We start from the raw sequence: 26,658 nt of genomic DNA on the forward strand, positions 1-26,658 counted from the left end.
ACAGGGGACCGGTGTCAGACAGAGATTTTGAGTAAGCCGCTGGCCCGAACACCAGGCTAGTGGTTAAACAAACCGAATTTGTTAGCACAGGGAGCTTCCCATGCAGCACGAAACACACACCCACGGCATCAACATGTCGGCCCTGGGTCGCGACAAGCAGAGCCTGAACCTCGAGCAGGAAACCGTGGCCATCGAAGTGCCGGGCCTGAGCCTGTTCTATGGCGAAAAACAAGCGCTGTACGACGTCAGCATGAACATCCCGAAACAGCGCGTGACCGCCTTCATCGGCCCGTCCGGCTGCGGCAAGTCCACGCTGCTGCGCACTTTCAACCGCATGAACGACCTGGTTGACGGTTGCCGCGTAGAAGGCGAAATCAACCTGTACGGCAACAACATCTACCGCAAGGGCGAAGACGTGGCCGAGCTGCGTCGTCGCGTCGGCATGGTGTTCCAGAAGCCCAACCCGTTCCCGAAGACCATCTACGAAAACGTGGTGTACGGCCTGCGCATCCAGGGGATCAACAAGAAGCGCGTGCTCGACGAAGCCGTCGAGTGGGCGTTGAAAGGCGCGGCACTGTGGGACGAGGTCAAGGACCGCCTGCACGAGTCGGCACTCGGCTTGTCCGGTGGTCAGCAGCAGCGTCTGGTGATCGCCCGCACCATCGCCGTCGAGCCGGAAGTGTTGCTGCTCGACGAACCGTGCTCGGCACTCGACCCGATCTCCACGCTGAAAGTCGAAGAGCTGATCTACGAACTGAAATCCAAGTTCACCATCGTCATCGTGACCCACAACATGCAACAGGCGGCGCGGGTGTCCGACTACACCGCGTTCATGTACATGGGCAAGCTGGTCGAGTTTGGCGACACCGACACCCTGTTCACCAACCCGGCGAAGAAACAGACCGAAGACTACATCACCGGTCGTTACGGCTAGCAGCCGCCACCAGCCGCCCGTTTGAAGCGGCAACAAGAGCGGTTCGGGTTCGACACACAACAGCTTGCAGCTTGTAGCTTGCAGCTCACAGCTTTTGCGGAGCAGACAACATGATTTCTAAGGAAGGCCTTACTCACCACATCTCCCAGCAGTTCAACGCGGAGCTTGAGGAAGTGCGCAGCCACCTCCTGGCCATGGGCGGGCTGGTCGAGAAGCAGGTCAACGACGCGGTGACCGCGCTGATCGAGGCCGACTCCGGCCTGGCCCAGCAGGTGCGCGAGATCGACGACCAGATCAACCAGATGGAACGCAACATCGACGAAGAATGCCTGCGCATTCTGGCCCGTCGCCAGCCGGCAGCGTCCGACCTGCGTTTGATCATCAGCATCTCCAAGTCGGTGATCGACCTGGAGCGCATCGGTGACGAGGCGACCAAGATCGCCCGTCGCGCCATCCAGTTGTGCGAAGAAGGCGAAGCACCGCGCGGTTACGTCGAAGTGCGCCACATTGGCGACCAGGTGCGCAACATGGTCCGTGATGCCCTGGACGCCTTTGCCCGTTTCGACGCCGAACTGGCGCTGTCGGTGGCGCAGTACGACAAAATCATCGACCGCGAATACAAGACCGCCCTGCGTGAGTTGGCGACCTACATGATGGAAGACCCGCGCTCTATCTCGCGGGTTCTGAGCATCATCTGGGTGCTGCGTTCGCTGGAGCGTATCGGCGATCACGCGCGCAACATCTCCGAACTGGTGATTTACCTGGTGCGCGGCACCGACGTCCGTCACTTGGGCCTCAAGCGCATGAAGGAAGAAGTCGAAGGAACAACCGGCGAAAGCGCTAATGTTCCGGGCAAAACTGACGATAAGTAAGGTTGCCCCAGTAAAGCGCCCGGCCTGTTGGTCGGGCGTTTTTGTTTGTGGCGAACGCATTCGAAAAGCAGCACCCGCGAACGAAAAGTCCGGCGTGACTGAGGTTTTTTGGCAATGTGCCATCAGCAAGGCGGTATGCTGGCCGGGATTTTTTAAAGGGGTGGTGGATGAGTAAGGTCAGTGTGTTGGTCGTGGACGACGCGTCGTTCATTCGTGACCTGGTGAAAAAGTGCCTGCGCAATTATTTTCCGGGCATGCGGATCGAAGATGCGATCAACGGTCGCAAGGCCCAGGCCATGCTCGCCAAGGAAACGTTCGACCTGGTCCTGTGCGACTGGGAAATGCCGGAAATGTCCGGCCTGGAACTCCTGACCTGGTGCCGCGAGCAAGACAACCTCAAGGCCATGCCCTTTGTGATGGTGACCAGCCGTGGCGACAAGGAAAACGTTGTCCAGGCGATCCAGGCCGGCGTCTCGGGTTACGTCAGCAAGCCGTTCACCAATGAACAACTGATCACCAAGGTCAAGCAGGCGCTGCACAAGGTCGGCAAGCTCGATGCCTTGATCAACGTGGCCGCGACCAAAACTGTTCCGGCCTTCGCCAACGACTCGCTGAACGCACTGACGGGCGGCAAGCCACCCGTGGCTGCCGCGACGCCAGCCCCTGCGGCAGCGGCCGCGACGCCTTCGCGAGGCCTGCTCAACAGTCCACCGGTCAAGGCTCCAGCGGCTTCGTCAGCGCTGACCAACGGTCGCGGCCAGGGCCAATTACGCTTGCCCAACGGCATCCAGCAATGCGTGATCAAGGCCCTGAGCCTCAAGGAAGCGCTGCTGGTGGTCAAACGCACCGAGGCGCTGCCGCAGATCCTCGATAGCGCCGTGCTCGATCTTGAACAAGGCGACAACGCCGAAACCGCCCGTCTCAACGGCTACCTGCACGCGGTCGTGGCCCACGAACCGAAGCCCGACAGCGACTGGCTGCAACTGACCTTCCGCTTCGTCGATCAGGACGCGCAGAAACTCGACTACATCTCCCGCCTGATTGCGCGGGGAACGGCGCAGAAGCACTTCATTCCTGGCGCATAAGCCTTGCCTCGGCTGACCCCGAAAATCGGGGTCAGGCCCATCCTATGAGCAATCAAGAAGGCTGATGGGGATGACCGCGCATCCGTTTACCTGCCAGCTGCCTTCATTTATATCTGTTTTGATATAAGCTCTTCGTAGGCGGGTGGCGCCACGCCTTGAAACAACCCTGTCCGACGGGCGTCGCCAGGCCGATTAGACTTTTCCTGTCAGCAACAGGAGAAGTCGATGCCAAGGCACAAGGATGTGGTATTTGTCGGGAGTGCGCTCAAAGACCTCAAGGCCTTCCCGCTCGACGCACGGAGGGCCGCAGGGTTTCAGCTGGATCTTTTGCAGCAAGGCGAAGCACCCTTCGGCTGGCGACCGATGAAGACAATCGGCCCCGGCGTGAACGAGATCAGAATCACCGAGCAGTCAGGCGCCTTTCGGGTGTTTTACGTGGTCAACCGGCCAGAGGCCGTTTATGTGCTGCATGCGATGCACAAGACCACACAAAAAACCGAAGGGCGGGATATCGAGCTGGCACGTGCCAGGCTGAGGGAAATAGGTTAATACCATGACGGATCAACATACCGGTATGCAGCGTTTCGAGAGTATCTGGGATGCGCTGGAGGATACGCCCCAGGAAGCGGCGAACATGCGTTTGCGGTCCCGGTTAATGCTCGAGCTGGGCAAAACCGTCCGCGCCTGGGAGTTGTCGCAGAAAGAAGCCGCCAAGCGCTTGGGCATCAGCCAGCCGCGACTCAATGATGTACTGGGCGGCAAGATCGACAAGTTTTCCCTGGATGCATTGGTGAATCTGTCGGCCGCGGCGCAATTGAAGGTCGACATCAACGTGTCGGCGATCGGACCGCTTGAGCCGGCTTGACCCTGTCGAGTCTGAAACATCTGCCGACTCCCCGGGTCCATTGCAACTGCTAGGCTCCCACTCAGGTTTCACTCGACAGAATTGATCCCCATGTTCACGCGAATACTGCTTTTTTGTGGTCTGTGCATGGCTGCCGGTTCGGCGATGGCCATGACGATCTACAAGTCCACCGATGCCAATGGCGTGGTCTCCTACAGCGATTTCCCCACCAGCAAAGACGCCAGGCCGTTTGTTTTTCGTGACGACATGGACGAGCACCTGGAGCAACAGGTGCGCCTGATCGTGGTGAAAAAGGATGGCGTGGACAGCGTGTACGTGCGCAATGACCTGTATGCGCCGGTCGAGGTCGAATTGAGTTTCACCGGCGTGAAGAACGCCAGCGGTGCGCCAGGCCGGCCGATTAGGCGGGTGATACAGCTACGCTCCAGCGTGCGCATGGCGCAGCTCACGCCGGCCAGCGCTGGCAAGCCGCTCGCCTACACCCCGAAGTTCAATTACATCCTGGGCGCACCCACAGGGGCCACCGTCGGCTATCGCTACCCGCTGCCGTGGCGTGGCGGGCCGTTCCGGATCAGCCAGGGCGCCAATGGCCCCTACAGCCACTTTGGGCCCAAGAACCGTTACGCCATCGACATCGCGATGCCTGAGGGCACGCCGATCATCGCCGCACGGGGCGGGGTGGTGGTGAAAACCGAGAACAACCAGGACGGGCGTGGCAGCGACGCCTCCGGCAATTTCGTGCGGGTGCTGCACGATGACGGAACCATGGGCGTTTACCTGCACCTGAAAAGGGGCTCGGTGTGTGTGCGCGAAGGCCAGAAGGTGAAGGTTGGCAGTGCCCTGGCGTTGTCGGGCAACACCGGCAACAGCACCGGGCCGCATTTGCACTTTGTAGTGCAGCGCAATACCGGGCTGGGGCTGGTATCGATTCCGTATCAGTTCAACCAGCCGGTGGGGGCGTTGCCCAACTTTGCGTTGGGCAAGCAGTAGGCGTTGTCGGTCTGACGCCTTCGCTGGCAAGCCAGCTCCTGCAAAACCTGTAGGAGCTGGCTTGCCAGCGAAGGGGGCCGCGCGAAACCGGACCAGCCGGTTAATTAAGCATCAACACCTTGGCCAGCACGATCTTCGGCCCTTTCATCTTCTTGATGATGATCCGCAACCCTTCGACTTCCAGCACTTCCTCTTCTTCGGGAACGCGCTTGAGGCTTTCGTAGACCAGCCCGGCGAGGGTTTCGGCTTCGACGTGGTCGAGGTCGATGCCCAACAGGCGTTCAACCTTGAACAGCGGCGTATCGCCGCGCACCAGCAGCTTGCCCGGCTGGTACGCGAGGATCCCGCGCTCGGCCTTGCGGTGTTCGTCCTGGATGTCGCCGACCAGCACTTCCAGCACGTCTTCCATGGTCAGGTAGCCGATGATGTTGCCATCCGCCTCTTCGACCACGGCGAAGTGCGAGCCGCCCTTGCGGAACTGCTCCAGCAACTGCGACAGCGGCATGTGCCGGGAAACGCGCTCCAGCGGGCGAGTCAGTTCAGCCAGGTTGAACGACTCGGGAATATGGTCCAGCGCCGCCAGCTCCAGCAGCAAGTCCTTGATGTGCAGCAGGCCGACGAACTCCTGGCGCTCGCTGTCGTACACCGGGTAGCGGCTGAACTTGTGGCGACGGAACATCGCCAGGATCTGCTTGAGCGGTGCGTTGAACTCAAGCGTCACCAGGTCTTCGCGGGAGTTGGCCCAGTCGACCACTTCCAGCTCGCCCATTTCCACCGCCGAGGCCAGCACGCGCATGCCTTGGTCGCTCGGGTCCTGGCCACGGCTGGAGTGCAGGATCAGTTTTAGTTCTTCACGGCTGTAATGGTGCTCGTGATGCGGGCCGGGTTCACCCTGGCCGGCGATACGCAGGATGGTGTTGGCGCTGGCGTTGAGCAGGTAGATGGCGGGGTACATGGCCCAATAGAACAGGTACAGCGGCACGGCGGTCCACAGCGACAGCAGTTCGGGTTTGCGGATGGCCCAGGATTTCGGGGCCAGTTCGCCGACCACGATGTGCAGGTACGAAATGATGAAGAACGCGGTGAAGAACGAAACACCCTTGACCACTTCGGCCGATTGCACGCCGACAGCGTCCAGCAGCGGTTCGAGGATGTGGGCAAACGCCGGCTCACCGACCCAGCCCAGGCCGAGGGAGGCGAGGGTGATACCGAGCTGACACGCCGAGAGGTACGCATCGAGCTGACTGTGCACGGTGCGCAGGATATGCCCGCGCCAGCCGTTTTTGTCTGCGATGGCCTCGACCCGGGTCGAGCGCAACTTGACCATGGCAAATTCGGCCGCAACGAAAAAGCCGTTGAGCAACACCAGGATCAGAGCAAAAAGAATCATGCCGAAGTCGGCGAAAATGGTAGCGAGGGTCAAGCCAGGGGAAGGGTCCATGATGGAGTTTTGCGGGTTCCGTGTATTCGAAAGGGAAGAAAAATCCGTGCCTGAAGGGCAGGCACAAGTCAGCCAATGTAGCGGCTGACTTGGCCGTTGCCTAGTGGCGCGTGCTGGCCGGTATCAGTCAGCGGCGCCGATAGCCCGTGATTGGGTGACCTGGGCCGGCGCAAAGTGGCAGGTAAACGTACTGCCATGGCCCGGCACGCTGCTGATCTCCATCCGCGCACGATGACGTAACAAAACGTGTTTTACGATCGCCAGACCGAGGCCTGTGCCACCGGTGTTGGAGTTGCGGCTGGAATCAACGCGGTAGAAGCGTTCGGTCAGGCGCGGCAAGTGTTTGCTGTCGATACCGATCCCGGAATCCTGCACGCTCAGGTGCGCGCCCTGGTCGTCGCCCCACCAGCGAATACGGATATTGCCTTCGGCCGGGGTGTATTTCACCGCGTTGAACACCAGGTTGGAAAACGCACTGCGCAACTCGGCCTCGCTGCCCTTGAGCAGGATCGTCGGGTCGGCTTCCAGGGTGATGTGCTGGTTTTTCTGGCCGGACAACTGCTGCGCATCGCTCTTGATCGATTGCAGCAAGTGGTCGATCGGCACGGGCTGGTTGTCCGACGGGTAATCGGTGGCTTCCAGCTTGGCCAGCAGCAGCAAATCGTTGAGCAGCGTCTGCATGCGCCCGCCCTGTTGCTGCATCTGCTGCAAGGCACGGCTCCAGCGCGGGTTCACTTCCTCGACGTTGTCGAGCAGGGTTTCCAGGTAGCCGCAAATCACCGTCAGCGGTGTGCGCAGTTCATGGGAGACGTTGGCGATGAAGTCTTTGCGCATCTGCTCCAGCTGATGGATGCGCGTCACGTCGCGCACCAGCATCAAGTGTTCGTTGTTGCCGTAGCGGGTGAGGTACAACTGGATGCGCACGCGGTCGTTGGTTGGCGACGGGATTTCCAGCGGCTCGGCGTAGCTCTCTTGCTCGAAGTATTCCTTGAAGCGCGGATGGCGCACCAGGTTGGTCACCGGTTGCCCGCTGTCGTGCGGCGTCTTGAGGCCCAGCAAGGTCTCGGCGGCGCGGTTCCACCATTCCAGGTTGCCGTCGGTGTCGAGCATGATCACCGCGTCTTTCAGCGCGGCGGTGGATTCCTGGACCCGGTCGATCACCGCTTGCAGGCGCCCGCGGACCCGTTGGTCGCGGCGTTGCAGGTGATAGATGCTGTCGAACACCTCGCCCCACAGGCCGTAGCCGTCGGGCGGTGCTTCATCGGGTTTGTGCAGGCGCAGCCACTCGTGCAGACGCAGCAATTGCTTGAGGGTCCAGGCCAGGTAAAGGCCCAGGCCGGCGGCAAGGCTCCAGCCGTAGTAGCCGGAAATGAGGCCGATCACCAGGCAGGCGGTGACCAGCAGCAGCATGTGGCGAATCAGGGTGCCATGCCAGTTTTGGTTCACGAAAACGATACGTCCTTGAAAGTGGAACCGCTGCGGTCATCAAGCCTTGGTCGAAAACCGGTAGCCCGTGCCGCGCACGGTTTGTACCAGATTTTCGTAGGCATCGCCCAACGCCTTGCGCAAGCGCCGGATGTGCACGTCGACGGTGCGCTCTTCAACGTAGACGTTGCCGCCCCAGACCTGGTCCAGCAACTGGCCTCGGGTGTAGGCCCGTTCCTGGTGGGTCATGAAGAATTGCAGCAGGCGGTATTCGGTCGGGCCCATCTCGGCAGGACGGCCGTCGATGGTCACGCGGTGGCTGATCGGGTCCAGCAGCAGGCCGCCGACTTCGATAGGCGCTTCGCCATCGGACGGGCCGGCGCGGCGCAACACGGCCTTGAGGCGCGCCACCAGCTCACGTGGGGAAAACGGTTTGGTGATGTAGTCGTCGGCGCCGACTTCCAGGCCCTGGATCTTGTTGTCCTCTTCACCCTTGGCGGTGAGCATGATGATCGGGATGTCCCCGGTCAGTTCATCACGCTTGAGGCGACGGGCCAGTTCGATGCCGGACGTGCCGGGCAGCATCCAGTCGAGCAGGATCAGGTCCGGCTTGCGGTCGACGATGATGGCGTGGGCCTGCTGGGAGTTCTCAGCCTCCAGGCAGTCATAGCCGGCCATTTCCAACGCAACGGCGATCATTTCGCGAATAGGCGCTTCGTCGTCGACGATCAGAATGCTCCTGCCAACCATGCCCTTAATCCTCTTGTCATTTAACTGTCTTGCGCCGCATTAGATAACGGAATTATTGCAGTCGTGTGACAGTATTTTAGTCGCCCGGCGATTGGCGGGATCCTGGGCTAAGCTCTAAGTCCGAATCCTGACAACCACAAAAGGAAGGTTTCCATGACACGACATTCGCAATCCTTCAAAGGCCTGCTGCTGGCCGCTGCCCTGATCCTCCCGTCATTGGCCTTCGCCGCACCACCGGCCATGATGGATAAAAACGGCATGATGACCGACCACAAAGGCATGACGCTGTACACCTTCGACAAGGACACCGGCGGCAAATCCGTGTGCACCGGCCAATGCGCGGAAAACTGGCCGCCGTTGAAAGCAGAGGCGGGTGCCAAGGCCGAAGGCAAGTGGACAGTCGTCAAGCGTGACGACGGGACGATGCAGTGGGCCTATGGTGGCAAACCGCTGTATTACTTTGTGAAGGACAAGGCTCCCGGAGACATGTCGGGCGACAAGATGAAGGACGTTTGGCACGTGGTTCACGAGCATATGTAATCGTTAAAACACCGTCCGAAGGCCATCTTCGCGTTCGGACGGTGTTTTCAAACCTCAGCGCAACGCGTAATCCAGAACAATTCCGACGAAAATCGCCAACCCCGCCCAGTGGTTGTGCAAAAACGCCTTGAAGCAGCGCATCCGGTCCCGGTCGCGGGTGTACCAGAATTCCCAGGCAAAGCAGCCGGCGGCCACCAGCAGCCCCAGGTGGAACCACATCCCCAGCTCGAACGATGAGCCTGCCAGCCACAAGCAGCCCAGTGCCAGGGTTTGCAGGGTGAGGATGATTGCCCGGTCCGCGTCACCGAACAAAATCGCCGTGGATTTGACCCCGATCTTCAAGTCATCGTCGCGGTCGGTCATTGCGTAATAGGTGTCGTAACCCACCGTCCACAGCAGGTTGGCGATCCACAGCAACCAGGCCACCGCCGGCACCGAGCCGGTTTCGGCGGTGAAGGCCATCGGCATGCCCCACGAAAACGCCATGCCCAGCACCACCTGCGGGTAATAGGTGTAGCGCTTCATGAACGGGTAGGTGAAGGCCAGTGCCAGGCCGCCCAGCGATAGCCAAATGGTCGCGGCATTGGTGCACAGCACCAGCAGGAAACTCACGCCCATCAGCAAGGCAAAGAACACCAGCGCCTCTTTCGAGCTGATCTTGCCGGCGGCCAACGGCCGTTGCGCGGTGCGCTTGACGTGGCCATCGACCTTGCGGTCGGCCCAGTCGTTGATCACGCAGCCGCCGGCGCGGGTCAGTACCACGCCAAGAACGAAAATCACCACGTTGGCCAGTGATGGCGAACCCTTGCCGGCAATCCACAGCGCCCACAGCGTTGGCCACAGCAGCAGGTAAATGCCGATGGGCTTGTCCATGCGCGTCAGCTGAATGAAATCCCACGCCCGAGGGTTCAAGCGGTTCAAGGACTTGAGCAGGCTTTGGTACATCAACGGTTCTCCGATTGGGCGCGGGCGGCGTCCCACAGGGTCGGCAGGAAGATTTCGGCCACCAGCACGCTCAGCGCGCCACGGTCAAAACGCGAGCGGCGGCCCCACAAGTCGCTGGCCCGCACCTCGCTTGGCAGCCACGCTTGCGGGTAACGACACACCTCGATGGCGCGGCGCAGGAACGCCTGGTCGCAAAACAGCAATTCACCCAGCGAGCGGCTGCCCAATTCGTCCATGTGCAAGCCGTCGCCCTGCAATGCGCTGCGCGACGCCACGCTGCGGGCGAACACCAAGGCCTCACCGTGGCCGCGCAGATACACCTCGCGCACCCAGCCTTCACTGCCGTCGGCCAGGTCCAGCGCGGCGCATTCATCGGCGCGCAAGGGCTGCCAGCCTTCGAACAGCGGCGTGACGCTGAACGCATCATTCGTCAGCTGAATAAGGCGCCTGGTGAGTGAGCCATGATCGAACAGCCAATCGAGGATAGACGTGTCGGGCAGGGGCGTCAGTTGGCCTTGTGAGCGCCAGGTCGGGACCATGCCGGAGGATTTTGTGTGTTGCACAATGAGTCATTATTGGCAGCAAATGAGGCGGCGAGCTTACCATGTCGGCCGTCGATTTCGATTGAAATGGCCCGCCGTTGCGCCGAACAGGCTTGCATCTGCCCGGCCCCACCAGTACAAAACGCCCTGAGCCGGACGGCAGCGCTGCAACCATCGACCGTCCGCGCCGGCAAAACGCCTGAACCCTGAGGAAGTACCTGAATGAAAAAGTGGCAATGTATCGTCTGCGGCCTGATCTACAACGAAGCCGACGGTTGGCCGGATGACGGCATTGCGCCGGGCACGCGTTGGGAAGACGTCCCGGCAGACTGGCTGTGCCCGGACTGCGGCGTGGGCAAGATGGATTTCGAAATGATTGAAATCAACTAATCAAAACAAGAGGAGTCAGGCATGAACGCACCTGTCGTCATCGTGGGAACCGGGCTGGCCGGCTATAACGTCGCCCGCGAATTTCGCAAACTTGATAGCGAAACCCCGCTGCTGCTGATCACCGCCGATGACGGGCGTTCCTACTCCAAGCCGATGCTCTCCACCGGGTTCGGCAAAAACAAGGACGCCGACGGCCTGAGCATGGCCGAACCCGGCGCCATGGCCGAGCAACTCAAGGCCGAGATTCGCACCCACACGCGCATCAGCGGCATCGACCCGGGCCACAAACGCCTGTGGATCGGTGAAGAAGCCGTGAGCTACCGCGACCTGATCCTGGCCTGGGGCGCCGAAACCGTGCGCGTGCCGGTTGAAGGCGATGCCGGCGATTGTGTGTTCCCGATCAACGACCTCGAAGACTACGCACGTTTCCGTGCGGCAGCGGCGGGCAAGCGACGTGTGTTGCTGCTGGGTGCTGGCCTGATCGGCTGCGAATTCGCCAACGACCTGACCTTGGGCGGTTTTGAGGTGCAACTGGTGGCGCCGTGCGAACAAGTCATGCCGACCCTGCTGCACCCGGCGGCGGCCGCCGCTGTGCAGGCCGGCCTTGAGAGCCTCGGCGCACGCTTCCACCTCGGGCCGGTGCTCAATCGCCTGCAACGCGTGGCGGACGGCCTCGAAGCGCACCTGTCCGATGGCCAGGTGATCCCGTGCGACGTGGTCGTCTCGGCCATTGGCCTGCGCCCGCGCATCGACCTGGCAGCGGCGGCCGGTTTGCAGGTCAACCGCGGCGTCATGGTCGACCGGCACCTGAAAACCTCCCACGCCAACATCTACGCCCTGGGCGATTGCGCCGAGGTCGATGGGCTGAATTTGCTGTACGTGATGCCCCTGATGAGCTGTGCGCGAGCGCTGGCACAAACCCTGGCCGGCAACCCGACCGTCGTCACCTACGGGCCGATGCCGATCACCGTCAAAACCCCGGTGTGCCCATTGGTGGTTTCCCCGCCGCCACGGGGCTCGGAAGGCATTTGGACCGTCGAAGGGCAGGGCGCTGACATCAAGGTTTTATGCCATGACGCCGCAGGCAAGCTGCTCGGTTATGCCCTCACCGGAGCGGCCGTGATGGAAAAACTGGCCCTGAACAAAGAGCTCCCGGCACTGCTGGCATAAATACCGGTCGTTCTGTCGGAATCACCCCCCTTTTGCCCCCACAAAGGCCGCGCCGATACTGGCGCGGCTCGTCACTTGGTGCCATCCTCACTCCCGTCTCCCGCAGAGTAGAGCATCTGCGGCGCTTTGGGCGCTGCTCCGCAGAGGGCAGCACGGACATAACAACAACAAACCGTCAAAGGGGCTTCACTCATATGCGTAAACCAGAACTCGCTGCAGCCATTGCTGAAAAAGCAGACCTCACCAAAGAACAAGCCAACCGCGTCCTCAACGCCGTTCTTGAAGAAATCACCGGTGCCCTGCACCGCAAAGACAGCGTGACCCTGGTGGGCTTTGGCACCTTCCTGCAACGCCATCGCGGCGCCCGCACCGGCAAAAACCCGCAAACCGGTGAGCCCGTCAAAATCAAGGCCAGCAACACCGTAGCGTTCAAGCCAGGCAAATCGTTGAAAGACAGCGTCAACCCTTAATCCGCTTCACCTCCGCATAGCGGGGAGCGGAATAAAAATGGGCACGCCAACCGAGGTTGGGTGCCCATTTTTTATGCCCGAAACACCGCCCCCTGCAGGAGCCGGCTTGCCGGCGAAGACGTCGATGAAAGCGCTACTTCCAGCGTGTCGAACGCAAACAGCAAATCGAGAGAGCTAGCTTGCCTTTGCTGGACAAGAGAGCTGGTTTATGGCTACCAAGAACCGTAAGGAATCCCGAATTTATCTATGTAAGCCTGGGATTCAGGAGACAGAGGCAAAGCATATCGGCCCTCGTTTTTACCCTGATACGGGCCTTTTTTATTGACGATGCCCACTACGCGAGAAATCTCGACAGCATTCAAGCAGGCCCCTCCAAGCCATACCTTGGCAATCCCGCCCGGAGCCAGACCAATGCCCATATTGTCGCGGGACTCGGTTATCCACTTACCGTCTGCACTGCAATAAACCTTCTCCTGTTTTCGCATGATTTCCCGAGCGGATTCAGGAATGACGATGTAGGCCTCATAGGTTTGCGGTTCAACCAAGGATTGCCAGCGCACATAGATCAAACGGGGCAGGTCAACCTGCCTCATGTAATGGCCAGCACCACTACCGGGGTTCTTGGGCCAGCCTGCAGGTTTTCCCTTGTTGTTATTGGGGGTTTGGACCGATGCAGTACCCGCTACGGCTCTTCGTAAAACACGCTCGTGGATATCCACGACGTCCGCGGTTTCGATCCAGACTTCCAGGGATTGCCAGCGTACGTAGATCAGGCGGGGCAGATCGGCACCCGTGATGTCACGGCCTGCTCCTCTCCCGGGGCTGATAGGCCAGCCAGCGGGCTTGCCCTTATTGTCACGAGGGGTTAGGACCGATGCGATGCCGGAACCTGCTCGACGAAAAAGTCGCTCCCGAACATCGACCACGTCTGCTGTCTCAATCCAGACTTCCATGTAATCCGGGGCGCCGAAGCCTAACGACCATGTTTCGTCGTAGCTTGATTGCGCGCTTCCCGCGAAAAACCAGCCGAGGATTAGACCTAAGCATTTTTTATGGAGGTGGGTGACCTGGCTCCTTGGCATGTACCCCTCGTCGTTACCAAGAACCATAAGGAATCCCGAATTTTTCTACGTAGGCTTTGGATATCTCGGACAGTGGCCGATGCTTGCCGCCGGACTTGCCTTCATAGGGGCCTTTTGGGTTGATTGTTCCTTCAACCCGAAGAATCTCCACAGCCTTCAAGCAGGCGCCCCCCAGCCACACCTTGGCAATGCCACCCGGAGCCAAACCAATGCCGATGTTGTCACGGGATTCGGTAATCCATTCCGCACCGAAACTACAAAAAGCCTTCTCCTTTTTTCGCATGATTTCCCGAGCGGATTCGGGAATGACGATGTAGGCCTCATAGGTTTGTGGTTCGGCCAAGGATTGCCAGCGCACGTAGATCAAACGAGGCAGCCCATCCGTCTCGATGGCAAGCAGGACGAGTATCGGGTGCTTCCCGCCAGTCATGATCCGAAAAACTGCGGCGCATTCTCGGTGGAAGCCGTGACGGGCAGCGATGCCGGTGGCGGCAACTATCGGCAATACGTGCCGTTCGAGTCCTTTGAGCACGACCCCAGTTTTGATGTCCCCACCAGCCGCCCGCATTACAGCGTCCGTCAGCGTCCCTCGTTATTGCACGACGGTCTCGATACCTACCTCAGCTTCGATATCCGTCATGCCGACGCCCAGGAAACCTTGTCGATCGATTTGGTGTGCACCAACCAGAACCTGCCGTGCAAGCTCAATGTCGGCGACATCTGCATGATGGGTGATCAGACCCCCGAGTTCCTGAGCTTTCGCAATATCACACCGGTTACGTCGAGTTATGCGCCACCGCTGAACCGCGACTTCCTTTGGAAGCTGATCAGCAACATGTCTCTCAACTATCTGTCGCTGGCCGATGTCGATGCGCTGAAGGTGATTCTCGAAACCTACGACCTGCCGCGTTACTACGACCAGCAAGCTCAGAAGGTCAGCAAGTGTCTGCTCGACGGATTGATCTCGATCAGACATCAGCCTGTCGACCGCTTGCACAAGGGATTGCCGGTACGTGGACTGCGCACCGAGCTGACCATCAACCCGCAAGGGTACATCGGCGAAGGCGACCTGTTTGTGTTCGCCTCGGTCCTGAACGAGTTTTTCGCGCTCTACGCCAGCCTCAATTCGTATCACGAGTTGCGGGTCATCAGCACACAGGGAGAGGTGTACCAATGGACACCCCGCATGGGTCTGCAGCCCCTGCTTTAAGCGGGCTGACCCGGACAATACGCGAGTACTCGCTGTTTCAGGCCGTGTTGCTGGTCATGGACCGACTACGTTCGGCGCACCCGCTTCTAGGCGAAGACGATCTGTATACCTGAACGAAAGATCACGGTTGCTCGGCTAAGGGAGATTTTTCACCGCAACTCTCGACGTTGGCTGCCCCGTTGCTGTAACCGCGGGTGATGACTTCATGGAACAATTGTTTTGTGACTTGGTAGTCATCAGCGTCAAAAATCACGTCATCGTCTTCAAACGTAACTCGATAGTGGCGTTCTTTGGTTTAGTCGCTACACTGCGCCAGCCGTTCATTTTTCTCTTGAGGCTGTGCGCATGAAATTTCGTTTTCTGCTGTGGATGCTGGGTTTGCTGATGGGTAAGGCCAGCCGGACCAATCCGGCGTTCCAGCAGCAATTGGGTGACAAGGACCTGGTGTTTCAGTTGCAGACCCAGGACGGCAAAGTGGCGCGGCATTTCCGCGTGAAGGACCAGCGCATCACCAGTCAATCGGGTGTGCACGCCGAGCCCGCGTTCGCCATTGCCTTCAAAGACGCTGCCTACGGTTTTGCCACGATGCAGGCCAAGAACAAGCAACTGGCGTTCATGACGGGGATTCAGGACAAGTCGATCCAGATCAAGGGCAACCCGGCGCTGGTGATCTGGTTCCAGGGGCTGACCAAGTATTTGAAGCCGAAGAAGGCCAAGCCCAAGGCTTGAGGCTATTCGCCTGCAGTGTTCAGCCTTACGACTCCTGCGGGCCTGATGGGTCGAGCGGTCGCGCCCGGTAGGTCTTGTAGATTTGCTGGACCTGCGGGTCATCCAGGCTCTCGTAGGTGATGCCTTCCTTGTCCAGGCCATCCAGGCCCCGGATGCTGCTGATGGTCGCAGGCCACTCGTCTCGACTGGCAATGTCGACAACGAAGGGTTTCAGGTAACGATCGAGGTGCCTTTCGCGAGGCTCTCGAATTTCGTCACTGAGTGCCCGCAGGTAATCGTCCTTGGTGGTCTTCGACCAGTCGATGGCGAACCCGGCCCGATAGCACAGCTCCATGAACACCAACAGGATCGTGCGCCCATTGCCGTCTAGAAAGGGGTGGGCGAACGCCAGTTGGCCCATGACTTCGCCGGGGCGCTCTCTGAAACGCTGGTGGTCTGCGGCAAGCACTAGCGCATAGTCGACCGACAACCTGATGGCGTTGGGATGCTCAAACACCGTGGCTCGCGGGTCGCCGTGCAAGCCCTTGAAGACGGCCAGGTGTGGGACCAACTCATTGCGGTCTTTGCCCGCCCAGGGGTAGAAGCCGGAGAAGAGGATTTCGTGGATTTTCAGGACCGATTCGTAATCGATTGGCTTCGTCTTGGCCAGATGGGCCAAGGCCTCTTCGATGCTCAATTCGAACGCGAAATGCTCTGACTCTTTGACGTCAGTCGGGTCTTTGAGCTGTAGCGAATTTTGCAGGTAGCCCGCCGTGTCGAAATCGCCGAAAGGATCGAACGTCATGCGCTGCGTTTCTTCGAGCGCCTCTCCTGCAGGTAACGCCCTTGCAGCGCCAAGGCCTCCGACTTGCTCAGGGCACCTTTTTTCTTGAGATTGACCAGCAATTGTTCGACGCCATCGAGCTGGACGATGTCGCCCGCCAGGCAAGTGATGGTCACGGCCATGCGGCTCATGCCGTCAGGTTCGGCGGTAATCTTGTGGTCTTTGGCAAGTTGGCGGACTTGATTTGCAACACTGACAGCCGCTGATTGGGACATCGCAAAGCCCTCTGTTGGCAGGCAAATCATAGCAGGGCACCTGATTTTTGTCGTTGCAGCAACCGGGGCTGGGCAGATGAACGGGGCGGGCGCGTTTGCCACAAATGCATCGCGGGCAAGCCCGCTCCCACAGGGTTCAGGTAATCGCTGTGGGGGCGGGGTTGCCCGCGATGGGGGTGCAGGTGCGGCGGGTTACTGCTTCTCGAGCAACCACTTGCGCTCGCCCGGCATGAACGAAGGCATCTCGTCCGCCTGGGCCCGGTTTACGGCCGGGAAAATCTCCAGTTCCTTGCCCTTGCGCGCAAAGATCCAGGCATTGCCCTGGCCGTTGAGTTGCAGCCACATGTTGTCATTGCCGCCGCTCATCGAGGCGCAATCACCGGCCAGGCACAGGGCGTAGCGATCGGCGTCCGGCAGGCCAGTCACCTGGCCGTCGGCCTGGAATTGCACCGTGCTGCCTTCACCGGGGCCGCTGACGATTATCCAGCTGCCACCCATGTAGGCCGTATACAGGGCACGCTCGAAGCTGGCGCCAATCGGTGCGCCCTCCGGCACGGGAATCTGCGCACGGTCGAAGAGCTGTTCGGCTTCGTTGTCGGTGGCGGCCTGGCTCAGTTGCTTGCCGTCACGTTTCAGTTCGCTGGCCGAGCTGCCATAAAAGTCGACTTTCCAGGCGCCGGATTCTTCACCCGAGAGCTTGCCGTCGACGTTTTCAAAACCGTTGGTGTAGCGGGCCTGACCGGCCTTGGTGTTGATGTCCCATTCCAGGTTCGGGCCATTGGCCTGGAGCGCTTCGCGCAGGGGGACGCCTTTGGCGGCCGCATCGATCGCCACCTGGTTGATCCAGGTGCCGCTGATGTCACGGTCGGCAGGGTTGCTGGCACATCCGCCCAAAAACAGGGCGAGCAGCGAGAGAGCAAGCGCGTTGCGCATGGTGGAATCCTTTCAAGCTTTCTTTACAGCAGAGCAGTCGGCGCAGCCTCGGGCTGCGCCGTACGCATTACTCGATGACCAGGATGGCATCCATTTCAACTTGCGAACCCTTTGGCAGGGCGGCCACGCCGATGGCGGCGCGCGCTGGGTAAGGCTGGTCGAAGTACTTGCCCATGATCTCGTTGACCTTGGCGAAGTGGCTCAGGTCGGTAAGGAAGATGTTCAGCTTGACGATGTCCTTGAACGAACCGCCAGCAGCTTCGGCGACGGCCTTGAGGTTCTCGAACACCTGGACGGTCTGGGCTTCGAAGCCTTCAACCAGTTCCATGGTTTTTGGGTCCAGGGGAATCTGACCCGACATGTAGACGGTGTTGCCAGCCTTGATCGCCTGGGAGTAAGTACCGATGGCGGCCGGGGCCTTGTCGCTGGTGATAACAGTCTTGGTCATGAAGGACTCCTTGTGAGGGTGGGCTTAGGCGCGCATGCGGGTGATGCGGATCACCCCGGTCAAGGCGCGCAGTTTCTTGATTACGCGGGCCAGGTGCACGCGGTCGTGCACGCTGACCACCAACTGGACCACGCTGATGCGACCATCGCGTTCGTCCATGCTGATTTTCTCGATGTTGCCGTCGGCGGCGTTGACGCTGCTGGCCAGCAGGGCGATCAGGCCGCGCTGGTGTTCCAGCTCGACGCGCAGCTCGACGTTGAATTCGCCGGTGACGTCCTTGGCCCACGAGAGCTGGATGCATTTTTCCGGGTTGTGGCGGATTTCGCTGATGTTGCGGCAGTTGTCCAGGTGCACGACCATGCCTTTGCCCGCGGACAGGTGGCCGACAATCGGGTCGCCCGGGATCGGCGTGCAGCACTTGGCGTAGCTGAGCACCAGGCCTTCGGTGCCGCGAATCGCCAGCGGGCCTTCGGGGCTTGGCAGTTGTTCGCCTTCGCCGAGCAACCGGCGGGCCACCACGTAGGCCATGCGATTGCCCAGGCCGATGTCCTCAAGCAGGTCTTCGATCAGTTCGAGGCGGTACTCGACGAGCATCGCCTTGACGCGGTCGGCCGGGATTTTCTCCAGCGCGCTGTCGAAACCGTTGAGGACCTTGTTCAGCAGGCGTTCGCCGAGGCTGATGGACTCGGAGCGGCGTTGCAGCTTCAGCGCGTGACGGATGTGCGTACGCGCCTTGCCGGTGACCACGAAGTTGAGCCACGCCGGGTTCGGTCGCGCGCCAGGAGCGCTGACGATCTCGACTGTGGAGCCGCTCTGCAGCGGTTCGGACAGCGGCGCGAGACGACGGTTGATCCGGCAGGCGATGCAGCTGTTGCCGACGTCGGTGTGCACCGCGTAGGCAAAGTCGACTGCCGTCGAGCCTTTTGGCAGCTCCATGATCCGGCCTTTGGGCGTGAACACGTAGACCTCGTCCGGGAACAGGTCGATCTTCACGCTTTCGATGAATTCCAGGGAGTTGCCGGCGCGTTGCTGCATTTCCAGCACGCCCTTGACCCACTGGCGGGCACGGGCATGAGTGCCTTTTGGCTGCTCTTCGCCGCTGGATTTGTACAGCCAATGGGCGGCGATGCCGTTGTTGGCCATCTCTTCCATTTCGCGGGTGCGGATCTGGATCTCGATCGGTACGCCGTGCATGCCGAACAGCGTGGTGTGCAGCGACTGATAGCCGTTGGCCTTGGGGATCGCGATGTAATCCTTGAAGCGTCCTGGCAACGGTTTGTACAAATTATGTACAGCGCCCAGCACGCGGTAGCAGGTATCGACCTTGTCGACGATGATCCGGAACGCATACACGTCCATGATCTCGTTGAAGGCCCGACGCTTGCCGCGCATTTTCTTGTAGATGCCGTAGAGGTGTTTCTGGCGACCGCTGACCTCGCCCTGGATGCCATCGATGGCCAGGCAGTGGCTGAGGGATTCTTCGATCTTGTTGACGATTTCCTTGCGGTTGCCCCGGGCGCGCTTGACGGCCTGGTAGATCCGCGCGGAACGCATCGGGTGCATGGCCTTGAAGCCGAGGTCTTCGAATTCTATGCGGATGGCGTGCATGCCCAGCCGGTTGGCGATGGGCGCATAGATTTCCAGGGTTTCCTTGGCGATGCGCCGGCGCTTTTCGCCGGACAGCACTTCCAGGGTACGCATGTTGTGCAGGCGGTCGGCCAGCTTGACCAGGATCACGCGAATGTCGCGGGCCATGGCCATGGCCATTTTCTGGAAGTTTTCGGCTTGTGCCTCGGCCTTGGTCTCGAAGTTCATCTGGGTCAGTTTGCTGACCCCGTCGACCAGTTCGGCCACGGTTTCGCCGAACTGCGCTTGCAGCGCCTCTTTGGCAATACCGGTGTCTTCGATCACGTCATGCAGCATTGCAGCCATCAGGCTCTGATGGTCCATGTGCATGTCGGCAAGAATATTCGCCACCGCGAGCGGGTGCGTGACGTACGCCTCGCCGCTGCGGCGGCGTTGGCCGTCGTGGGCTTGTTCGGCGTAGAAATACGCTCGGCGGACCAGGTTGACCTGGTCCTTGCCGAGGTAGGTCGATAAGCGATCGGCGAGGGCGTCTATGCTCGGCATGATGTCTCCTGCCGTAAGCTTTTATCCCGCGCCGTGCTACGTCGACCAGGCATAGGCTTAGACGGCCTCGTTGGACTCGTCCTCGAACGCAGCAAAAAGCGGTTCGTCTTCAACGATTTCAGCTTCAGCGATAGCGGCGTAGTCGATCAGGCCTTCAGCGATTTCGCGCAGGGCGACAACGGTAGGCTTGTCGTTTTCCCACGCTACTTTCGGCTCTTTGCCGCCGGTGGCCAGTTGACGGGCACGCTTGGTAGAGAGCATGACCAGCTCAAAGCGGTTATCCACGTGTTCTAGGCAGTCTTCAACGGTTACGCGGGCCATGGTCTTCCTCGTAGCAAATGCAATATGCGCGCTGCCCGGATGGGCGAGCGGACTCAACAGTTTAAAAAATCACCAGCGATTAGGGAAGCGCTGATTTTTTGACCAAGCCCTTCAACGCGCTGCAAGTGCCAATGTAAAGCCCTCGCAGCGGTTTTGGGAAGCGCTGATTAACCGAGCAATTCGGCCAATAATTTGCCGTGACGCTGCTGCTGGCGCTTCTGAATCAGCTGATTGGCGCGGAAAATCGCCTTCACGTCATGCAGCGCGTGGGCGAAATCGTCGTTGATGATCAGGTAGTCGTAGTCGACGTAGTGGCTCATTTCGCTGACGGCTTCGCGCATGCGGCCGTCGATGATTTCGTCGCTGTCCTGGCCGCGATTGGTCAGGCGCTGATGCAGGGCCTGCAATGACGGCGGCAGGATGAAGATCGAACGGGCCTGCGGCATCAGCTTGCGTACTTGCTCGGCGCCTTGCCAGTCGATTTCCAGGATCAGGTCGTGGCCTTCGTCCAGGGTCTGCTGCAAATGGCTTTGCGAGGTGCCATAGAGGTTGCCGAACACTTCGGCGCGCTCGAGGAAGTCGCCGTGCTCGATCATCTTCACGAACTGCTCGCGGGAGACGAAGTGATAGTTCACGCCGTCCACTTCGCCCGGGCGCATGGCGCGGGTGGTGTGGGAAACCGAGACGCGGACTTCCGGGTTGGCATCGGTCAATGCCTTGACCAGGCTGCTTTTGCCCGCGCCCGAAGGGGCGGAAATGATGTACAGGGTGCCAGTGCTGTGGGTCATGTCGGGGTTGCCTTACTCAATATTCTGCACTTGTTCGCGCATCTGCTCGATCAACACCTTGAGGTTGACCGCTGCCTGGGTGCTGCGCGGGTCGAAGGCTTTGGAGCCCAGTGTGTTGGCTTCGCGGTTGAGCTCCTGCATCAGGAAGTCCAGGCGCCGACCGGCAGCGCCGCCGGACTTAAGCACCCGGCGAACTTCGATGATGTGGGTGCTCAGGCGATCCAGTTCTTCGGCGACGTCGCTTTTTTGCGCGAGCATGACCATTTCCTGCTCCAGGCGCTGCGGGTCCATCTCGGCTTTCATATCGGCGAAGCGGTCGAGGACCTTCTGGCGCTGGGTGGCGAGCATTTGCGGGACCAGTTCGCGCAGGGTCACCACGTCTTCTTCGATGGACGTCAGGCGTTCGTTGATCAACCGCGCCAGCTCCGCACCTTCGCGCTCGCGGCCGGCCTTGAGTTCTTTAAGGCCCTGGTTGAACAGCACCAGCGCTTCGGCGTTCAAGGCTTGCGGATCGGTGGCGTCGCCCACCAGTACGCCAGGCCAGGCCAGGACTTCCAGCGGGTTCAGCGCTGCCGGGTTCTTGATCAGGCCGGCGATGGTTTCGGCGGCGGCGACCAGTTGCGCGGCGCGGGCCTGGTCTACTTGCAGGGCCTTGCCGGTGTTTTCTTCAGTGAAGCGCAGGGTGCATTCGAGCTTGCCGCGCGAAACGCCCTGGCGCAGGGCTTCACGGACCGCGCCTTCGAGGTCGCGAAAGGACTCCGGCAGGCGCAGGTGGGGTTCCAGGTAGCGGCTGTTGACCGAACGCAGTTCCCAGCTCAGGGTGCCCTGGACGCCGGCTTTTTCGACGCGGGCGAAGGCGGTCATGCTGTGCACCATGGCGGTACCTCGCAAGGCGGATCGGCGTAGAACCGGGGTTCCGGGCATCCGCTATCAATGAATTAAAGCCGACTGGCAGCAAAGGCGCAGGATTGTAGCGCAGTGGCACGGGTGCGCCCAAACACACGCTGTGACAAACGGCGCAAGGCCTTCGCCGGTGCGCGGTTCAGAGCCTTCAATCGTCGGCGGATTTTTTTAGAAGTGCCCAGGCGCGGCCAGCGGCTCTATAATGCTCCGCAGTTTTCCGTCCTCCGTACAGGTATTCCCTATGACACGTCCAAGTGGTCGCGCTGCCGATCAGCTTCGCTCGATCCGCATCACCCGCAACTACACCAAACACGCCGAGGGATCTGTACTGGTCGAGTTCGGTGATACCAAGGTCATCTGCACCGTCAGCGTCGAACCGGGCGTGCCGCGTTTCCTCAAAGGCCAGGGCCAGGGCTGGCTGACCGCCGAGTACGGCATGCTGCCGCGTGCCACCGGCGAGCGTAACCAGCGCGAAGCCAGCCGTGGCAAGCAAGGCGGCCGCACCCTGGAAATCCAGCGCCTGATCGGTCGTTCCCTGCGCGCTGCGCTGGACATGACCAAGCTGGGGGATGTCACCCTGTACGTCGACTGCGACGTGATCCAGGCCGACGGCGGCACCCGCACCGCCTCGATCACCGGCTCCATGGTTGCACTGATCGATGCCCTGAAAGTGATCAAGAAGCGTGGCGGCCTGAAGGGCGGTGACCCGATCAAGCAAATGATCGCCGCTGTTTCGGTCGGCATGTACAAGGGCGAGCCGGTGCTCGACCTCGACTACCTGGAAGACTCCGCTGCCGAAACCGACCTGAACGTGGTGATGACCAGCGCTGGTGGTTTCATCGAAGTCCAGGGCACTGCCGAAGGCGCGCCGTTCCAGCCTGAAGAGCTGAACGCCATGCTTGAACTGGCCAAGAAAGGCATGAACGAGATCTTCGAACTGCAAAAGGCTGCACTGGCCGACTGACCGCATCGCTCCAGGCGAGGAGGACATCATGAGTGACGAGCAAGAGCTGCTTCCCGTCCCGAGCAAAGAGGTTCGGCAGTGGGCGATGTTTTGTCACTTGTCCGCCTTGCTGGGGATCTGGATTCCGTTCGGCACGATCATCGGCCCGCTGATCCTCTGGCAGATGAAGCGCGACATGGACCCGTTCATCGATGCGCAGGGCAAGGAAGCGCTGAATTTCCAGCTCACGGTGGCCATCGCCTCGGCCATTTGCTTCTTGCTGATGGTGGTGATTATCGGGTTCTTCCTGTTTGGCCTGATCGCCATCGGTGCGCTGGTGTTGACGATCATCGCCGGGGTAAAGGCCAATGAAGGGCAACCTTACCGATATCCCTTCACTTGGCGGTTGATCAAGTAACGCTTCTTTGATGCATAGTTAAAAAACAAATGCCCTGACTCGTCGGGGCATTTGTTTTTTGCCATCAGATTAATCTTTGTTTTGCGTAAGACTTTGTGAACTCTTTGATTTTGTATATCTATTTTTCTACACGTTTAGACACAAACTGCAAAGCCTGGCAGGGCTTGTATGCTTGGCAATGAGAGTTGGCGATTGATAAGGTTGCCCCAAGTAATATTCATCTTGAAATATTTCGATATATTCGGACCATTGACGGCCTCTGAATTTAATGCCAGCCAGTGTTGAGACAAATCAACCTGTTCAAGAGGCGTGTCCAGGAAAAAAGTTCGCCCCTGAATATATAAGAAAGAATACCCAGAATGCTTCAGCTCGATTTTTACGGAACACTTGTCGCCGCCTCTTTAGTGCTTTTGCTGGGGCGCGCACTGGTCACACGTATCGGTTTTTTACGTACTTACAATATCCCTGAGCCTGTAGCAGGCGGCCTGGTGGTTGCCTTGGGGCTTTTGGCGTTGAGAACCCTGGATGTTGAAGTCCGCTTTGATACCTCGCTGCAAACGCCTTTGATGTTGGCGTTTTTTGCCACGATCGGCTTGAGCGCAGACTTCGCCAGCCTGAAGAAGGGCGGGCGTGTCGTTGGGGTCTTCTTGCTGGCGGTTGTCGGGCTGCTGGTCATCCAGAATGCCATGGGCATCGGGCTCGCAACCGCTTTGGGGCTTGATCCGTTGATGGGCTTGCTGACGGGCTCGGTTACGCTGGCGGGCGGTCACGGTACCGGTGCGGCATGGAGTGCGACGTTCAGTGAGAAGTTTGGCCTGACGTCTGCCTCCGAGCTGGCCATGGCCTCCGCAACGTTTGGCCTGGTGCTGGGCGGCTTGATTGGTGGGCCTGTTGCCCGCTTGCTCATCAGCCGTGTCCAGACCCCCGGATGCGGGCAGGAAAAGCCACGGTTGCCCAAGGGCTTTGAACAGCCGAACAAAGAACGCTCGATTACTTCGTTTTCGCTTGTCGAGACATTGGCCCTGATCGCCGTCAGCCTGCTGGCAGGCTCACTCCTCAATGGTTGGCTGCAGGGAACTTCCTTTGAATTGCCGACGTTCGTTTGTGTGTTGTTCGTGGGCGTGCTTTTACGCAATGGGCTGTCGGCACTTGGGGTGTATCAAGTATTCGAGCGAGAAGTCTCGGTGCTGGGCAATGTCAGTTTGTCGCTGTTCCTGGCGATCGCGCTGATGTCGCTTAAGTTATGGGACCTGGCTGCACTGGCATTGCCGATCTTCATCATCCTGGCTACGCAAACATTGGTCATGGCCTTGTTCGCGATATTCGTGACATTCAGGATGATGGGCAGTAACTACGACGCCGCGGTACTGGCGGCGGGACACTGCGGTTTTGGATTGGGCGCGACGCCAACGGCCATTGCCAACATGCAAGCGGTGACGCAGCGCTACGGGCCTTCGCAGATCGCGTTCCTGGTGGTGCCCATGGTGGGCGCGTTCTTCATCGACATTGTTAACGTCATCGTGATCAAGTTGTACCTTGCGCTGCCGTTTTTCGCTGCGGCTTAACGTGTAGAGCGCATAAAAATGCCCGTATCTTGCGATACGGGCATTTTTTTCGACTCTCCATCAGTGAAAAATCACTTAGATGGTCAGCGTCCAGTCGTAGTCCACGATCAGCGGCGCGTGTTGCGAGAACCGCGGCTGGCGTGGCAGGCGTGCGCTACGTACGAAGCGGCGCAAGCCCGGGGTCAGCAGCTGATAGTCGAAGCGCCAACCGAGGTTGAGCATCTCCGCCTGTTCGTTGTCCGGCCACCAGCTGTACTGGTCGCCTTCACGGCTGACTTCACGCAAGGCATCGACATAACCCATGTTGCCGACAATCTCGTCCATCCAGGCACGTTCAGGTGCCAGGAAGCCCGGGGATTGCTGGCTGTCGCGCCAGTTCTTGATATCCAGCTTCTGTTGCGCCACGTACAGCGAGCCACAATAAATGTACTCGCGGCGTTTGCGTCGCTGTTTATCCAGATAACGGGCGAAGTCGTCCATTAGCTTGAACTTCTGGTTCAAGTCTTCATCGCCGTTCTGCCCCGAAGGGAGCAGCAAGGTCGCGATGCTGACCTTGTCGAAATCGGCTTGCAGGTAGCGCCCGTAGCGGTCGGCCGTCTCGAAACCGAGACCGCTGATGACAGCCTTCGGTTGCAGCCGCGAATACAAAGCCACGCCACCTTGGGCGGGGACTTCGGCATCGCAGGCATAAAGGAAGTATCCATCCAGTTGGAAGGCTGGATCGTCCAGTTCAAAGGCGGAGGCGCGGGTGTCCTGCAGGCAGATGACGTCGGCATTCTGTGCTTGCAGCCAACTGAGCAAACCGCGCTCGACTGCCGCCTGAATACCATTGACGTTCACACTGATGATCCGCATAAATGGCCCCAAAAATCGCGTGCGTGTATGATACACGGCGTCAAGCTAATTAGCTAAATCCGTGGTATTTGGGGTTTTTCATGCAAGCGTATCAGCGCGATTTCATCCGTTTTGCCATCGATCGCGGCGTTTTGCGCTTCGGTGAGTTCACCCTGAAGTCCGGGCGCACCAGTCCTTACTTCTTCAACGCCGGCCTGTTCAACTCAGGGAAGGCCCTGGCGCAGCTGGGGCGTTTCTACGCGGCTGCCATCGTTGAGAGCGGCATTCCTTTCGACGTGTTGTTTGGCCCGGCCTACAAGGGCATCCCGTTGGCGGCGACGACAGCCGTAGCGCTGGCCGAGCATCACAACCGTGACCTGCCTTGGTGCTTCAACCGCAAGGAAGCCAAGGCCCACGGCGAAGGCGGCAGCCTGGTTGGCGCACCGTTGACCGGCGAAGTGCTGATCATCGACGACGTGATCACCGCCGGCACCGCGATCCGTGAAGTGATGCAAATCATCGCTTCTCAGGACGGCGCCAAGGCCGCCGGCGTGCTGATTGCCCTGAACCGTCAGGAGCGCGGCAACGGTGAGCTATCGGCGATCCAGGAAGTCGAGCGCGACTTCGGCATTCCGGTGATCAGCATCGTTTCGCTGAACCAGGTGCTGGAATTCCTGGCCGATGATCCGCAGCTCAAGCAGCACCTGCCCGCCGTGGAAGCCTACCGCGCCCAGTTCGGCGTTTGATCCAAAAGCTTCGCTGGCAAACCAGCTCCTTGTATGTTGGCCCTGACTCCAAGGGGAAAGGTTACGCTCAAGGCGTCATACAACAGCAAGTGCGTTTCTGGGGGAGGCCGATCGCTCCTGAAGGCAGGATTTGCTCCTGACCTTGTCTGTA

At 59.8% G+C, this 26,658-nt stretch carries 30 protein-coding genes and 3 pseudogenes; 17 read left to right on the top strand and 16 right to left on the bottom strand.

Annotated elements, in window-relative coordinates:
- Positions 1-100: 100 nt before the first annotated feature.
- From pstB to J1D76_RS15250, 6 genes are all read left to right on the top strand, one after another.
- On the top strand, positions 101-934 hold the full coding sequence (pstB, locus tag J1D76_RS15225) for a phosphate ABC transporter ATP-binding protein PstB (protein ID WP_160388642.1): 834 nt from the start codon (positions 101-103) through the stop codon (positions 932-934).
- 110 nt (positions 935-1,044) lie between these two features.
- The gene (gene phoU, locus J1D76_RS15230; protein ID WP_008045526.1) at positions 1,045-1,806 is read left to right on the top strand and encodes a phosphate signaling complex protein PhoU; all 762 of its coding nucleotides are present in this window, start codon (positions 1,045-1,047) and stop codon (positions 1,804-1,806) included.
- A 167-nt stretch (positions 1,807-1,973) separates the two neighbouring features.
- Positions 1,974-2,891, top strand: coding sequence for a response regulator (locus J1D76_RS15235; RefSeq protein ID WP_421139084.1), 918 nt, complete (start codon positions 1,974-1,976; stop codon positions 2,889-2,891).
- A gap of 225 nt (positions 2,892-3,116) precedes the next feature.
- Entirely contained in the window at positions 3,117-3,440 is a 324-nt protein-coding gene (locus tag J1D76_RS15240) for a type II toxin-antitoxin system RelE/ParE family toxin (RefSeq protein WP_421139085.1), read from the top strand.
- A gap of 4 nt (positions 3,441-3,444) precedes the next feature.
- Complete coding sequence (locus J1D76_RS15245; protein WP_421139086.1) at positions 3,445-3,756, top strand: helix-turn-helix domain-containing protein; 312 nt, start codon at positions 3,445-3,447, stop codon at positions 3,754-3,756.
- Positions 3,757-3,846: 90 nt separating this feature from the next.
- Positions 3,847-4,746 (top strand): peptidoglycan DD-metalloendopeptidase family protein, encoded by a 900-nt coding sequence (locus J1D76_RS15250; protein WP_421139087.1) that lies wholly within the window; start codon positions 3,847-3,849, stop codon positions 4,744-4,746.
- A gap of 100 nt (positions 4,747-4,846) precedes the next feature.
- Here J1D76_RS15250 and J1D76_RS15255 read toward each other — a convergent pair whose 3' ends face one another.
- The 3 genes from J1D76_RS15255 to phoB form a co-directional block, all read right to left on the bottom strand.
- Positions 4,847-6,187 carry a hemolysin family protein gene (locus J1D76_RS15255; RefSeq protein WP_421139088.1) on the bottom strand — a complete coding sequence of 447 codons (1,341 nt, stop codon included), beginning with the start codon at positions 6,185-6,187 and terminating at the stop codon, positions 4,847-4,849.
- Between the two features lie 123 nt (positions 6,188-6,310).
- Positions 6,311-7,597, bottom strand: coding sequence for a phosphate regulon sensor histidine kinase PhoR (gene phoR / locus J1D76_RS15260; protein WP_421139107.1), 1,287 nt, complete (start codon positions 7,595-7,597; stop codon positions 6,311-6,313).
- 75 nt (positions 7,598-7,672) lie between these two features.
- On the bottom strand, positions 7,673-8,362 hold the full coding sequence (gene phoB / locus J1D76_RS15265; protein WP_095943416.1) for a phosphate regulon transcriptional regulator PhoB: 690 nt from the start codon (positions 8,360-8,362) through the stop codon (positions 7,673-7,675).
- A 153-nt stretch (positions 8,363-8,515) separates the two neighbouring features.
- On the opposite strand from phoB, the gene J1D76_RS15270 reads away from it, so the two are divergent.
- Positions 8,516-8,902: a hypothetical protein gene (locus tag J1D76_RS15270; protein WP_421139089.1), complete on the top strand. Its 387-nt coding sequence runs from the start codon at positions 8,516-8,518 to the stop codon at positions 8,900-8,902.
- Positions 8,903-8,956: 54 nt separating this feature from the next.
- Here the strand turns inward: J1D76_RS15270 and ubiA are convergent, their stop codons facing one another.
- On the bottom strand, positions 8,957-9,847 hold the full coding sequence (gene ubiA, locus J1D76_RS15275) for a 4-hydroxybenzoate octaprenyltransferase (protein WP_421139090.1): 891 nt from the start codon (positions 9,845-9,847) through the stop codon (positions 8,957-8,959).
- A complete protein-coding gene (locus J1D76_RS15280; RefSeq protein WP_421139108.1) occupies positions 9,847-10,386 on the bottom strand; it encodes a chorismate--pyruvate lyase family protein in 540 nt (179 codons plus the stop codon). Before J1D76_RS15280 ends, ubiA begins: the two co-directional genes overlap by 1 nt.
- A 225-nt stretch (positions 10,387-10,611) precedes the next feature.
- Between J1D76_RS15280 and J1D76_RS15285 the strand changes: the two genes are divergently transcribed.
- From J1D76_RS15285 to J1D76_RS15295, 3 genes are all read left to right on the top strand, one after another.
- Complete coding sequence (locus J1D76_RS15285; protein ID WP_003177199.1) at positions 10,612-10,779, top strand: rubredoxin; 168 nt, start codon at positions 10,612-10,614, stop codon at positions 10,777-10,779.
- Between the two features lie 21 nt (positions 10,780-10,800).
- Positions 10,801-11,949, top strand: coding sequence for an NAD(P)/FAD-dependent oxidoreductase (locus J1D76_RS15290; RefSeq protein WP_421139091.1), 1,149 nt, complete (start codon positions 10,801-10,803; stop codon positions 11,947-11,949).
- 194 nt (positions 11,950-12,143) lie between these two features.
- The gene (locus J1D76_RS15295; protein WP_003213368.1) at positions 12,144-12,419 is read left to right on the top strand and encodes an HU family DNA-binding protein; all 276 of its coding nucleotides are present in this window, start codon (positions 12,144-12,146) and stop codon (positions 12,417-12,419) included.
- A gap of 212 nt (positions 12,420-12,631) precedes the next feature.
- Here J1D76_RS15295 and J1D76_RS15300 read toward each other — a convergent pair whose 3' ends face one another.
- Both J1D76_RS15300 and J1D76_RS15305 read right to left on the bottom strand, forming a co-directional pair.
- Positions 12,632-13,528, bottom strand: a complete 897-nt coding sequence (locus tag J1D76_RS15300; RefSeq protein ID WP_421139092.1) for a DUF2931 family protein — start codon at positions 13,526-13,528, stop codon at positions 12,632-12,634.
- Positions 13,515-13,877 (bottom strand): annotated as a pseudogene (locus J1D76_RS15305) (DUF2931 family protein); the annotation flags it as partial. The gene J1D76_RS15300 and the pseudogene J1D76_RS15305, both read right to left, overlap by 14 nt.
- Here J1D76_RS15305 and J1D76_RS15310 point away from each other — a divergent pair.
- From J1D76_RS15310 to J1D76_RS15320, 3 genes and pseudogenes are all read left to right on the top strand, one after another.
- Positions 13,878-14,711: pseudogene (locus J1D76_RS15310) on the top strand (type VI secretion system baseplate subunit TssF); the annotation flags it as partial. It abuts the pseudogene before it with no gap.
- Positions 14,675-14,818, top strand: a pseudogene (locus tag J1D76_RS15315) (type VI secretion system baseplate subunit TssG); the annotation flags it as partial. The pseudogenes J1D76_RS15310 and J1D76_RS15315, both read left to right, overlap by 37 nt.
- Positions 14,819-15,056: 238 nt before the next feature.
- A complete protein-coding gene (locus tag J1D76_RS15320; RefSeq protein ID WP_421139093.1) occupies positions 15,057-15,440 on the top strand; it encodes a helicase in 384 nt (127 codons plus the stop codon).
- Positions 15,441-15,465: 25 nt separating this feature from the next.
- Here the strand turns inward: J1D76_RS15320 and J1D76_RS15325 are convergent, their stop codons facing one another.
- The 8 genes from J1D76_RS15325 to J1D76_RS15360 form a co-directional block, all read right to left on the bottom strand.
- Positions 15,466-16,224, bottom strand: coding sequence for a Fic/DOC family protein (locus J1D76_RS15325; protein WP_421139094.1), 759 nt, complete (start codon positions 16,222-16,224; stop codon positions 15,466-15,468).
- A complete protein-coding gene (locus J1D76_RS15330) occupies positions 16,221-16,478 on the bottom strand; it encodes a hypothetical protein (RefSeq protein ID WP_421139095.1) in 258 nt (85 codons plus the stop codon). Before J1D76_RS15330 ends, J1D76_RS15325 begins: the two co-directional genes overlap by 4 nt.
- A gap of 192 nt (positions 16,479-16,670) precedes the next feature.
- Complete coding sequence (locus tag J1D76_RS15335) at positions 16,671-17,411, bottom strand: hypothetical protein (protein WP_421139096.1); 741 nt, start codon at positions 17,409-17,411, stop codon at positions 16,671-16,673.
- A gap of 67 nt (positions 17,412-17,478) precedes the next feature.
- Positions 17,479-17,859: a RidA family protein gene (locus J1D76_RS15340; RefSeq protein ID WP_003229509.1), complete on the bottom strand. Its 381-nt coding sequence runs from the start codon at positions 17,857-17,859 to the stop codon at positions 17,479-17,481.
- A gap of 24 nt (positions 17,860-17,883) precedes the next feature.
- Positions 17,884-19,989 carry a bifunctional GTP diphosphokinase/guanosine-3',5'-bis pyrophosphate 3'-pyrophosphohydrolase gene (spoT, locus tag J1D76_RS15345; RefSeq protein WP_421139097.1) on the bottom strand — a complete coding sequence of 702 codons (2,106 nt, stop codon included), beginning with the start codon at positions 19,987-19,989 and terminating at the stop codon, positions 17,884-17,886.
- Between the two features lie 57 nt (positions 19,990-20,046).
- Positions 20,047-20,310 (bottom strand): DNA-directed RNA polymerase subunit omega, encoded by a 264-nt coding sequence (gene rpoZ, locus J1D76_RS15350; protein WP_007921129.1) that lies wholly within the window; start codon positions 20,308-20,310, stop codon positions 20,047-20,049.
- 167 nt (positions 20,311-20,477) lie between these two features.
- Positions 20,478-21,098, bottom strand: coding sequence for a guanylate kinase (gmk, locus tag J1D76_RS15355; RefSeq protein ID WP_421139098.1), 621 nt, complete (start codon positions 21,096-21,098; stop codon positions 20,478-20,480).
- A gap of 12 nt (positions 21,099-21,110) precedes the next feature.
- Positions 21,111-21,974, bottom strand: a complete 864-nt coding sequence (locus J1D76_RS15360; protein WP_421139099.1) for a YicC/YloC family endoribonuclease — start codon at positions 21,972-21,974, stop codon at positions 21,111-21,113.
- A gap of 268 nt (positions 21,975-22,242) precedes the next feature.
- On the opposite strand from J1D76_RS15360, the gene rph reads away from it, so the two are divergent.
- The 3 genes from rph to gltS all read left to right on the top strand — a co-directional run bounded on the left by rph (position 22,243) and on the right by gltS (position 24,927).
- Positions 22,243-22,965 carry a ribonuclease PH gene (rph, locus tag J1D76_RS15365; RefSeq protein ID WP_421139100.1) on the top strand — a complete coding sequence of 241 codons (723 nt, stop codon included), beginning with the start codon at positions 22,243-22,245 and terminating at the stop codon, positions 22,963-22,965.
- A gap of 28 nt (positions 22,966-22,993) precedes the next feature.
- Positions 22,994-23,362, top strand: a complete 369-nt coding sequence (locus J1D76_RS15370; protein WP_421139101.1) for a DUF4870 domain-containing protein — start codon at positions 22,994-22,996, stop codon at positions 23,360-23,362.
- Positions 23,363-23,721: 359 nt separating this feature from the next.
- Positions 23,722-24,927: a sodium/glutamate symporter gene (gene gltS / locus J1D76_RS15375; RefSeq protein ID WP_421139102.1), complete on the top strand. Its 1,206-nt coding sequence runs from the start codon at positions 23,722-23,724 to the stop codon at positions 24,925-24,927.
- Positions 24,928-25,002: 75 nt separating this feature from the next.
- On the opposite strand, the gene J1D76_RS15380 is transcribed toward gltS, so the two are convergent.
- Entirely contained in the window at positions 25,003-25,782 is a 780-nt protein-coding gene (locus tag J1D76_RS15380; RefSeq protein ID WP_003176915.1) for an exodeoxyribonuclease III, read from the bottom strand.
- An 80-nt stretch (positions 25,783-25,862) separates the two neighbouring features.
- On the opposite strand from J1D76_RS15380, the gene pyrE reads away from it, so the two are divergent.
- Positions 25,863-26,507, top strand: coding sequence for an orotate phosphoribosyltransferase (gene pyrE / locus J1D76_RS15385; RefSeq protein ID WP_421139103.1), 645 nt, complete (start codon positions 25,863-25,865; stop codon positions 26,505-26,507).
- The last annotated feature ends 151 nt before the right edge of the window (positions 26,508-26,658 follow it).

Origin of the sequence: Pseudomonas sp. NFX15, assembly GCF_049132105.1 — a bacterium.
Lineage (GTDB): Bacteria > Pseudomonadota > Gammaproteobacteria > Pseudomonadales > Pseudomonadaceae > Aquipseudomonas.